The organism is Streptomyces sp. NPDC057474 (assembly GCF_042802555.1).
Classification (GTDB): Bacteria; Actinomycetota; Actinomycetes; order Streptomycetales; family Streptomycetaceae; genus Streptomyces.
Map to the genome: position 1 here is coordinate 1 of NZ_JBHVDX010000280.1, position 11012 is coordinate 11012.

An 11012-nucleotide genomic window follows, 5' to 3' on the forward strand; every position below is an offset into this window, starting at 1 on the left:
GGTAGGACGTGTCCTACCGGCCCGCCGGACCCGCCGTACTCGCGGAGCGCTACGCGTCGACCTTGGCCATGACGTCGTCGCTCACGTCGAAGTTGGCGAAGACGTTCTGGACGTCGTCGCTGTCCTCGAGGGCGTCGATCAGCTTGAAGATCTTCCTGGCGCCCTCCTCGTCCAGCTCGACCTGCATGGTCGGGACGAAGTTGGCCTCGGCGGAGTCGTAGTCGATCCCGGCCTCCTGGAGGGAGGTACGGACCCCGACCATGTCGGTGGCCTCGCTGAGCACCTCGAAGGCCTCGCCCAGGTCGTTGACCTCCTCGGCACCCGCGTCGAGCACGACCTCGAGGACGTCGTCCTCGGACAGCTCGCCCTTGGGGACGATCACGACGCCCTTGCGGTTGAAGAGGTACGAGACGGAGCCCGGGTCGGCCATCGAGCCGCCGTTGCGGGTCATGGCGACGCGGACGTCGGAGGCGGCTCGGTTGCGGTTGTCGGTGAGGCACTCGATGAGCACCGCGACACCGTTCGGACCGTAGCCCTCGTACATGATCGTCTCGTAGTCGGCGCCACCGGCCTCCAGACCGCCGCCGCGCTTGACCGCGGAGTCGATGTTCTTGTTCGGGACCGACTGCTTCTTTGCCTTCTGGATGGCGTCGTAGAGAGTCGGGTTGCCCTCGATGTCGATGCCGCCCATCCGGGCCGCGACCTCGATGTTCTTGATCAGCTTCGCGAAGAGCTTGCCGCGTTTGGCGTCGATCACGGCCTTCTTGTGCTTCGTCGTAGCCCATTTAGAGTGGCCGGACATCTGCCTGTCTCCTTCGCGTAACCCAACTCCGTACGAACCCGAGAGATCCTACAAGGACTCCGCCGCCCGGTTCGCGCGCACCATCTCGACGAACAGGGCGTGCAGCCGGTGGTCGCCGGTCAGCTCCGGGTGGAACGACGTGGCGAGGGCGTTGCCCTGGCGTACGGCGACGATGTGCCCCTCGTGCTCGGCCAGCACCTCTGTCTCGGCGCCCACGGACTCGACCCAGGGGGCGCGGATGAAGACGCCTTCCACAGGATCGCCCTCGACGCCCGTCACGTCGACCGCCGCCTCGAAGGACTCGTTCTGGCGGCCGAAGGCGTTGCGGCGCACGATCATGTCGATGCCGCCGATGGTCTCCTGGCCCGAGCGCGGGTCGAGGATCTTGTCGGCGAGCATGATCAGGCCGGCGCAGGTGCCGTACACGGGCATGCTCTCGCGCACGCGCGCGCGTAGGGGCTCCATCACGCCGAAGAGGACGGCCAGCTTGGAGATGGTGGTGGACTCGCCGCCGGGGATGACGAGGCCGTCCACCTCGGCGAGTTCCTCGGGGCGCCGCACCGGCCTGGCCACGGCGTCGGCCGCGGCCAGGGCGACGAGGTGCTCCCGTACGTCGCCCTGAAGGGCCAGGACGCCTACGACGGGGGTGTCGCTCATGGGTGCTTACCAGCCCCGGTTCGCGTAGCGCTCGGCTTCGGGGAGGGTGTCGCAGTTGATGCCGACCATGGCCTCGCCCAGGTTGCGGGAGGCGTCCGCGATGATCTTCGGGTCGTCGTAGAAGGTGGTGGCCTTCACGATGGCGGCGGCACGCTTGGCCGGGTCGCCGGACTTGAAGATGCCGGAGCCGACGAAGACGCCCTCGGCGCCGAGCTGGCGCATCAGCGCGGCGTCGGCGGGGGTGGCCACACCGCCGGCGGAGAACAGGACGACCGGGAGCTTGCCGAGTTCGGCGACCTCCTTGACGATCTCGTACGGGGCGCGCAGCTCCTTGGCGGCGGCGTACAGCTCGTTGTTGTCGTAGCCGCGCAGCTTGGCGATCTCGTTCTTGATCTGACGCAGGTGGCGGACGGCCTCGACGACGTTGCCGGTGCCGGCCTCGCCCTTGGAGCGGATCATGGCGGCGCCCTCGGCTATGCGGCGCAGGGCCTCGCCGAGGTTGGTGGCGCCGCAGACGAAGGGGGTCGTGAAGGCCCACTTGTCGGAGTGGTTGACCTCGTCGGCCGGGGTGAGGACCTCGGACTCGTCGATGTAGTCGACGCCGAGGGACTGCAGGACCTGGGCCTCGACGAAGTGGCCGATGCGGGACTTGGCCATGACCGGGATGGAGACGGCCTCGATGATGCCCTCGATCATGTCCGGGTCGGACATCCGGGCCACGCCGCCGTCCTTGCGGATGTCGGCGGGGACCCGCTCCAGGGCCATGACCGCGACCGCGCCCGCGTCCTCGGCGATCTTGGCCTGCTCCGGGGTGACGACGTCCATGATCACACCGCCCTTGAGCTGTTCGGCCATGCCGCGCTTCACGCGGGCGGTGCCGGTCTCGGGGGTCTGGGCGGTGGCGTTGGAGAGCGTGCTCGACACGGGTTTGACCTCGCTCGGGGAAGAGGGTTTCTGCAATCACCGAGGAAACGCGACGGGAACAGGCCACTGCAAGGGCCAATGGGGAGGCGGTGGCTCGTTTTCCGGCTAGGTCTTGGCCGAGCAGGGCTTTTTCGCCCCCGCCGCCCCTCCTCCGCCGCCCCCTACCCGTCCCTTCCCCTTCCAGGGGCGCTGCCCCTTCGACCCCGAGGGGTGGATGCTTCGGCTGCGGGTGCGTGGGGACCTGTCGCGCAGTTCCCCGCGCCCCTTGGAGGGCCGGGGGTTACGTGGTTGCTCTTTCCGCCAGGGCTGTCGGGGGCTCGTCGTCCATCTCGAAGGCCATCGGGAACGGGGCGTGGCCGGCGAGACGGAACCAGCGGACCGTGCGGTGGCGGCGGAGGGCGCGGGCCGCGCGTACGGCGTCGTTGTGGAAGCGGCGGGCCATGGGGACCCGGCGGACGGCCTGGGCCAGCTCGTTCGCGGCGTCCTCACCCCCCGGCGCCTCGCGCACCACCTCCACCTGCTGCGCGTCAGCGAACACGGCCCGCAGCGCCTGGCTCAACTCGCTCTCGGCGACCTCGCGCTGTTCCTCCTCGGCCTGCCGGGCCGCGTGCGCCGCCTCGTAGAGGACGATCGAGGCGGCCGGGTCCAGCACCCCGGAGGTGGCCAGTTCCTGGGCGACCGACGCGCGGCGCAGCAACTGCGCGTCGAGCGCGGCGCGGGCTGCGTCGATGCGTGCGTGCAGTCGGTCGAGGCGTCCCGCGGTCCAGCTCAGGTAGAGACCGATCGCGAAGAGGACGACCGCGATCCAGATGAGTGTCGAAGTCACGGGCGGCAAGGCTACCGGTGCCTGCCTCAGCCACTCGACGCGCCCGAGCCCGGCCGTCCGGCGGGGCGGCTCACCAACGTCCTGTCAGATCGAGGCCCCGGCCCGGCAGCCGAGGCTCCACCCCGCCGACCCGGGCCACCGCCACATCAGCGAGTCATGGCCTCACCAGCCCCGAGCCACCACCCCGTCAGTCCCGAGCCAGCCCCAACCGCGCCCGTAGTCCGGTCCGTTCGTCCGCCGCCACCGATGCCGCGCCCTCCGTGACCGTCTCGTAGACGCCGAGGATGTCGGAGCCGACGGTCGACCAGTCGAAGCGGCGGACGTGGGCGCTGCCCCGTGCGCGGAGTTCGGCGCGGCGGGCCGGGTCGCCGAGGAGGCGTACGGCGGCTGTCGCGAGGGCGTCCGCGTCCTCGTTGGCGAAGAGCTCCCCCGCTGTGCCCTGGTCGAGGACCTGGGCGAAGGCGTCGAGGTCGGAGGCCAGGACGGGGGCGCCGCCGGACATGGCCTCGACGAGGATGATGCCGAAGCTCTCGCCACCGGTGTTGGGGGCGACGTAGAGGTCGACGCTGCGCAGGAAGCGGGCCTTGTCCTCGTCGCTGACCATGCCGAGGAACTCGACGCGGGAGCGCAGTTCCTCGGGCAGCGTCTCGACCGCCTCCTCCTCGTCCCCTCGGCCGGCGACCAGCAGCCGGGTCCGGGGGCGCTCGGCGAGGATCTTCGGGAGGGCCTTCATCAGCACCGGCAGGCCCTTGCGGGGTTCGTCGATACGGCCGACGAAGCCGAGGGTGTCGCCCTGCCAGTCGGGGTTGGGCTTGGCGCGGGCGAAGAAGTCGACGTCGACGCCGTTCGGGATGACGACCGCGTCGCCGCCCAGGTGCTCGACGAGGGTGCGGCGGGCGTACTCGCTCACCGCGATCCGCGCGCTGATCTTCTCCAGCGCGGGCTGGAGGATCGGGTACGCCGCGATCATCGCTCTGGAGCGCGGGTTGGAGGTGTGGAAGGTGGCGACGATCGGACCCTGCGCGGCCCAGCAGGCCAGCAGGCCGAGCGACGGGGAAGCCGGCTCATGGATGTGGATCACGTCGAACGTGCCGTCGTGCAGCCAGCGCCGTACCCGGGCCGCCGACAGGAAGCCGAAGTTCAGGCGGGCCACCGAGCCGTTGTAGGGGACGGGTACTGCGCGGCCCGCGGAGACGACGAACGGCGGCAGCGGCGTGTCGTCGTCGGCGGGCGCGAGCACCGACACCTCGTGGCCGAGTCGGATGAGGTGGTCGGCCAGGTCGCGGATGTGGAACTGGACTCCGCCGGGCACGTCCCAGGAGTACGGGCAGACGATCCCGATCCTCACGGGCGCCCCTTCTCGGAACCCGACGCGGAACCCGACGCGGAACCCGGCGCGGAACCCGTCGCGGGAGTCGCGGGGCCGTCGGGGCTCTTCGCGGGGTCCAGGTCCGCGAGCCACAAGCGCTGGAGCATGTGCCAATCCTCCGGGTGGTCGGCGATGCCGGTGGCGAAGGCGTCTGCCAGCGCCTGTGTCATGACAGACGTCTTCTCGGCGCGGGTACCTGTCTCGGGTGCCTCGATCGGGGGGTGCACGCGTCCCCGCATGACGGGCGAGTCGTCGTACCAGAGCGTCACCGCCAGCAGCAGCGCGCCGGTCTGCTGGGCGAGGAGAGCCGGTCCGGCGGGCATACGGGTCGGCTCGCCGAAGAACTCGACCTCGACGCCGGACGCGGACAGGTCGCGGTCGGCGACCAGGCAGACCAGGCCGCCGTCGCGCAGCCGCCGCGCGAGGGTGCCGAAGGCGGAGCCGCCGTTGTGCGGAAGGACCTCCATGCCGAGGCCCTCGCGGTAGGCGACGAAGCGGTCGTAGAGCGTCTCGGGCTTGAGGCGTTCGGCGACCGTCGTGAACGGGGTCTTCAGCTCGGTGGTGGCCCAGGCGCCGGCGAGGTCCCAGTTGGCCAGGTGCGGCAGCGCGAGTACGACGCCCCGGCCGGAGGCGAGGCCGTCGGTGAGGTGGTGCAGGTCCTTGCAGTCGAAGCCGGTCCTGATGCGCTCCTCGCTCCAGGCGGGGAGACGGAACGACTCCATCCAGTAGCGCAGGTAGGAGCGCATGCCCGCGCGGGACAGCTCGGCGAGGCGCTCGGGGCTCGCATCGGGCACCACGCGCGCGTAGTTGGCCTCAAGGCGGCGTACGAGGGGGCCGCGCCGCTTCCAGGTGGCGTCGGCGATCGTCCGGCCGAGGCGTACGGCGACGGGCTCCGGGAGCATCTTGACGGTGCCCCAGCCGAGCCCGTACAGCCCGTCGGTCAGACGCTCCCGCAGAGCGCTCACGGCGTCGCCTCGCTGTTGCGGGTGGAGTCCGGCGCCTCCTGGGCGGCCGCCTCCGCTTCCGCCTCGGCGGACTCGCGGCGGACGGTGACGACACGCTGGATCAGCGTGACGAGGCTGCCGACGGCGACGATCCACAGGGCGATGGGCAGCAGGACGTCGATGCCGGGCACCCCGAACGCGTGCAGGCCCGAGAGCCCGGCCGCGACCAGCGAGATCACCAGGCGCTCGGCACGCTCCACCAGGCCGTTGACGGCCACCGGCAGGCCGATCGACTCGCCGCGGGCCTTGGTGTACGACACCACCTGGCCGCTCGCCAGACAGAAGATCGAGACGGCGCACAGGGCGATGTCGTCGCCCTGGCCCGCGTACCAGAGGGCGAAGCCGCCGAAGATCGCGCCGTCGGCGACACGGTCGAGCGTGGAGTCGAGGAAGGCGCCCCAGCGGCTGGAGCGGCCCATCTGGCGGGCCATGTTGCCGTCGACGAGGTCCGAGAACACGAACAGCGTGATGACGATCGTGCCCCAGAAGAACTCGCCCCGGGGGTAGAAGACCAGCGCGCCCGCGATCACTCCGGCGGTGCCGAGGAGCGTGACCGTGTCGGGGCTGACGCCCCTGCGGATCAGAAACGCGGCGAACGGTGTGAGGACACGCGTGAAGAATGCACGCGCGTACTTGTTCAGCATGGCCTTCCCGAGGGTCGGTGTCGCCGCGTGGCCCCTGCTGGCCATCCGGCTGGCCCATCGTAGCCACGCGCGCGGGTGTGCGACCGCCGGGCACCAGCCCACCGCGTCTTGTCCTGATGGCGCTGGTGGCGCGGCCGGATCGCGAAGCGGCCGTACCGGGCCGGCCTGGGCCGCGAGGAGCGATCGCGTCCCTCGTATGGACGCACAGTGACGCGAGTGCAAAGCTCGAAGACACCGCGGGCGTCATCGGAGCCGCCACCGCACGCGGATCCGCATGTCCGCGCCCACAGTGACCTCACCGTGCACGGGAGGCAGGATCATGGGCGACAAGGCGAACGCACACCCCGGAGCCGCCGGCAGGGCTACGGCGGCCGACCACCCCGCGTCCGTACGGAATGTGGTGCTGGTCGGCCACTCCGGTTCGGGCAAGACGACTCTGGTGGAGGCTCTCGCGCTGACGGCGGGAGCGGTGAACCGGGCGGGCCGCGTGGAGGACGGCGGCACCGTCTCCGACTACGACGAGATCGAACACCGGCAGCAACGCTCGGTGCAGCTCTCCCTCGTCCCCGTCGAATGGGGCGGGTACAAGATCAATCTGCTGGACACCCCCGGATACGCCGACTTCGTCGGGGAACTCAGGGCCGGTCTGCGAGCGGCGGACGCGGCCCTTTTCGTCGTCTCGGCGTCGGACGGCGTCGACGGCTCGACCCGCATGGTGTGGGAGGAGTGCGCGGCGGTCGGCATGCCGCGGGCGATCGTGATCACGCATCTGGAGGCCGCGCGGGCGGACTTCGACGAGATGACCAGGGTCTGCGCGGAGACGTTCGGCGGGGACGACCCCGACGCCGTACTGCCCCTCTATCTGCCGCTGCACGGCCCGCAGGGTCCGGACGGACACGCGCCCGTGACCGGGCTGACCGGGCTGCTGTCGCAGAAGCTGTTCGACTACTCCTCCGGCGAGCGCAAGGAGTCCGAGCCGGGTCCCGAGCAGTTGCCGGCGATCGATGAGGCCCGCAACCGGCTCATCGAGGGGATCATCGCCGAGAGCGAGGACGAGACCCTCATGGACCGCTACCTCGGCGGCGAGGAGATCGACGTCAAGACCCTCATCGACGACCTGGAGCGGGCCGTCGCCCGCGGGGTCTTCCACCCCGTGCTGGCCGCCGCCCCCGCGGCCGACGGCGCCCGGCAGGGGCTCGGCACGGTCGAGCTGCTCGAACTGGTCACCGGCGGCTTCCCCACCCCCCTGGAGCGAGAGACGCCCGTGGTCACCACCCCCGAGGGCAGCCCCCGCGAGATCAAGGCGGCCTGCGACCCGGACGGGCCGCTGGTCGCCGAGGTCGTGAAGACCGCCAGCGACCCCTATGTGGGCCGTATCTCGCTGGTACGGGTCTTCTCCGGGACCCTGCACCCCGACGAGACGGTGCACGTCTCCGGGCACGGTCTCGCCGACCGGGGGCACGAGGACCACGACGTCGACGAGCGGATCGGCGCCCTGTCCACGCCGTTCGGGAAGCAGCAGCGCACGCTCACGCACTGCATCGCGGGCGACCTGGCGTGTGTGGCGAAGCTGAACCGCGCGGAGACCGGGGACACGCTTTCGGCCAAGGACGACCCGCTGCTCATGGAGCCGTGGGAGATGCCCGACCCACTGCTGCCGCTCGCCATCCAGGCGCACAGCAAGGCCGACGAGGACAAGCTCTCCCAGGGCCTCGCCCGGCTCGTCGCCGAGGACCCGACCATGCGGCTCGAACAGAACCAGGACACCCACCAGGTGGTCCTCTGGTGCCTGGGCGAGGCGCACGCCGACGTGGCGCTGGAGCGGCTGCGCAGCCGGTACGGCGTCCAGGTCGACGTCGTACCGCACAGGGTCTCCCTGCGGGAGACGTTCGCCGACAGGTCGGCCGGGCGGGGCCGGCATGTGAAGCAGTCCGGCGGGCACGGGCAGTACGCGATCTGTGAGATCGAGGTGGAGCCACTGCCCGGCGGCTCCGGCATCGAGTTCGTGGACAAGGTCGTCGGCGGTGCCGTGCCCAGGCAGTTCATCCCGTCCGTCGAGAAGGGTGTGCGGGCGCAGGCCGCCAAGGGAGTCGCGGCCGGCTATCCGCTCATCGACGTACGGATCACACTGCGGGACGGCAAGGCGCACTCGGTGGACTCCTCGGACGCCGCGTTCCAGACGGCGGGCGCGCTGGCGCTGCGCGAGGCCGCGGCGGACGCGAAGATCCACCTCCTGGAGCCGGTGGCCGAGGTGTCGGTCCTGGTCGGCGACTCGTACGTGGGCCCCGTGATGAGCGACCTGTCCGGGCGGCGCGGCCGGGTGGTCGGCACCGAGCAGGCGGGCGGCGGGCGCACTCTCGTCCGGGCCGAGGTGCCGGAGATCGAGATCGACCGGTACGCCGTCGATCTGCGCTCCCTGTCCCACGGCACCGCGCGCTTCGGCCGCCGGTACACACGGCACGAACCGATGCCCTCCCATGTCGCCGAGAAAGTCCGCGAACAGGCGCAGGAGAACTGACGGTTCGGGATCGACGGAAAAGTCCTGGCCGCCACCTGTCGGCGGGCGGCTCCGGCCGTCCGCCGAAGGCTGCGGGGGAGCAATACCGGTCCGAGGCCGCTCCAAGGACGGTCCAAGGCCGAGCCAAGGACGGTCCGAGGCCGCTCCAAGGACGGTCCGAGGCCGCTCCAAGGACGGTGCAAGGCCGGTGGGTTACGTGAATGTCCGTTCTTCGCACCGCGCGATGTCCGTGGCTGCGGATACGCTGATCACCTGATCGACAAGTGTGGCTCGATCAGACCCAGATCGGGTTATGACCTGATCAACAGGTGTGCGGAGCACGGAAGTCGGGAAGAGCCGCAGGAGCGAGTATGCGGCGATGGGGGCGGCGGCGGTGGCGGACAATTTCGATTTCACTCCCGGGGCACAGGTGCCGCTGATGGGCACCGCGGGCCAGACCGCGGCGACGTACGCCCTGGCGTCCGCGGCCTACCGGGACAACGAGATCGCGGAGATCCTCAAGACCAACAACGATTGGCACAAGTCCACGGTCAAACCGGGCCGCAAGTGGGCGACGATCTTCCGGCCGAACCTCGGGGAGGCGTTCTCCCTGGCGGTGCGGGACCGGATGGTCGGCGCGGGCCGCAAGCCGCTCATCCAGTCCTTCGGCATGGAGCCGCAGGTCGTCGTCGAGCACTGCCTGGCCGCGAACAACATCCGCAGGGAGCGCGACAACTGGCTCTCGGCGGTGATGGTCCTGTGCGGCCTGCTCTTCCTGCCCGGACTGCTCCTCTGGCTGCTGGTCTTCCAGATCCGCACGACGGTCGCCAAGCGTGACAAGCGGGCCGGCGCACTCGGCACCACGCTGCTGGTCGCCGTGGGCGCCCTCGCCGTGATCTTCCTGCTCAAGATGCCGTTCGACGGCATCTGGGCCTGGTACGCGCGCGCGTGCGTCGTGCTGCCCGTGGTCGGCTGGTTCTGGGCCAAGCAGATCTGCGAGCGCGCCGCCAATGACCTGCGGGACCGCTGGTCCGGCCTGCTGGCCGGCGGTGGCATCGGCGCCAAGATCCCCGAGGCCGTGCCCGGCAGCCCCAACGAGACCAAGGCCGAGCAGCTGCGCCAGGAGCTCGCCCGGCTCAGCGCCGAACAGCGCTCCAACCACGTGTTCTACGCCGGCCCCAAGGGAATCCTGGGCATGGGCACCCGCTGGGGCGCCTGGCAGCTCGCCGAGGACCTCGTGCCGGCCGACTCCGGCAAGGAGATCCACCCGTTCCGCAGCTGGGACGTCATACGCGCCATCCACGACCAGCTGCGCATGCTGGAGCGCACCCCCCTCAACACCGGTGGTTTCACGGCGCCGTCCATCAAGCACTGGGTGGTCAGCCCCATCGGCGAGGGCGCCGACGCGGTGGCCCGGCCCGACAGCACCGACGTGGACGCGTACCAGTACAAGAACCACGCGATACAGGAGATCTGCAACAAGCAGCACTTCGGCAGCGGCAACCGGCACTACCTGGGTGTCCAGTGGACGCTCTGGGACGGCCAGTTGATCATCACCATGATGGTCACGGTCACCGTGCTGCACCAGACACTCCGCATCGAGGTGACCGGGCACGCCCTGGGCCCGGTGCACGGACTGTTCACGACCGGCCCGGCGGCCAAGGAGAAGGAAGTCCAGAAGTCGCTGAGGTTCTGGGAGACCCGCAAGGTGAAGCTCCCGCTCGTCGACGCGGACGAGGTCGTACGGCTCGCCGCGCGCGCCCCGCTGACGTGGTATCCGCCGCTGCTCAACTGGCTCGGTGGGTCCATGGGCCTGCCTGAGCCGTTCGGCCTGCGGCACGCCTGGGCCGCCCAGCCGTGGCGGCACCGCTTCATGGCGGACGACGCGCTGCGCGCCGCCACGCCGGTGCTCCGCGTGGTGCACAACGCCGCCATCAAGGTCCTGAAGGAAAACGGCGTGGACACCGAGAAGTTCGGCTCGCGGGCCGGGTTCCTCAGCGGGGCGGTGCAGGACCCGACACCGCGGAAGGCCGACCTCTACGACGCGTGAGCACTGCGCTCGCTCGGCAGGAGAGGGTGCGTGGGGGTTGGGGGCCGTTGTCGGGTGCGGGTGGTGTGTGGTTGCTCGCGCAGTTCCCCGCGCCCCTGAAGAGCGAAGCTGGGGCTGCGCCCCGCTTCGCTTTTCGGCCCGCAGGGCCTGCGGCACGCCTGGGCCGCCCAGCCGTGGCGGCACCGCTTCATGGCGGACGACGCGCTGCGCGCCGCCACGCCGGTGCTCCGCGTGGTGCA

At 70.8% G+C, this 11012-nt stretch carries 9 protein-coding genes; 2 read left to right on the forward strand and 7 right to left on the reverse strand.

The window, feature by feature from the left end:
* Window positions 1-49: 49 nt before the first annotated feature.
* The 7 genes from ACFU53_RS42565 to pgsA form a co-directional block, all read right to left on the reverse strand.
* Window positions 50-802, reverse strand: coding sequence for a YebC/PmpR family DNA-binding transcriptional regulator (locus tag ACFU53_RS42565; RefSeq protein WP_384005148.1), 753 nt, complete (start codon window positions 800-802; stop codon window positions 50-52).
* 48 nt (window positions 803-850) lie between these two features.
* The gene (gene pdxT, locus ACFU53_RS42570; protein ID WP_384005149.1) at window positions 851-1459 is read right to left on the reverse strand and encodes a pyridoxal 5'-phosphate synthase glutaminase subunit PdxT; all 609 of its coding nucleotides are present in this window, start codon (window positions 1457-1459) and stop codon (window positions 851-853) included.
* A gap of 6 nt (window positions 1460-1465) precedes the next feature.
* A complete protein-coding gene (gene pdxS / locus ACFU53_RS42575) occupies window positions 1466-2383 on the reverse strand; it encodes a pyridoxal 5'-phosphate synthase lyase subunit PdxS (RefSeq protein ID WP_384005150.1) in 918 nt (305 codons plus the stop codon).
* Between the two features lie 280 nt (window positions 2384-2663).
* Window positions 2664-3209, reverse strand: a complete 546-nt coding sequence (locus ACFU53_RS42580; protein ID WP_384005151.1) for a hypothetical protein — start codon at window positions 3207-3209, stop codon at window positions 2664-2666.
* A gap of 187 nt (window positions 3210-3396) precedes the next feature.
* Entirely contained in the window at window positions 3397-4557 is a 1161-nt protein-coding gene (locus ACFU53_RS42585) for a glycosyltransferase family 4 protein (RefSeq protein ID WP_384005152.1), read from the reverse strand.
* A complete protein-coding gene (locus tag ACFU53_RS42590) occupies window positions 4554-5543 on the reverse strand; it encodes a phosphatidylinositol mannoside acyltransferase (protein WP_384005153.1) in 990 nt (329 codons plus the stop codon). Before ACFU53_RS42590 ends, ACFU53_RS42585 begins: the two co-directional genes overlap by 4 nt.
* Window positions 5540-6271, reverse strand: coding sequence for a phosphatidylinositol phosphate synthase (gene pgsA / locus ACFU53_RS42595; protein ID WP_384005154.1), 732 nt, complete (start codon window positions 6269-6271; stop codon window positions 5540-5542). The genes ACFU53_RS42590 and pgsA overlap by 4 nt, the downstream gene beginning before the upstream one ends.
* Window positions 6272-6545: 274 nt before the next feature.
* Between pgsA and ACFU53_RS42600 the strand changes: the two genes are divergently transcribed.
* Window positions 6546-8744 carry an elongation factor G-like protein EF-G2 gene (locus ACFU53_RS42600; RefSeq protein WP_384005155.1) on the forward strand — a complete coding sequence of 733 codons (2199 nt, stop codon included), beginning with the start codon at window positions 6546-6548 and terminating at the stop codon, window positions 8742-8744.
* 358 nt (window positions 8745-9102) lie between these two features.
* Window positions 9103-10773, forward strand: coding sequence for a hypothetical protein (locus ACFU53_RS42605; RefSeq protein WP_384005156.1), 1671 nt, complete (start codon window positions 9103-9105; stop codon window positions 10771-10773).
* Window positions 10774-11012 lie beyond the last annotated feature (239 nt).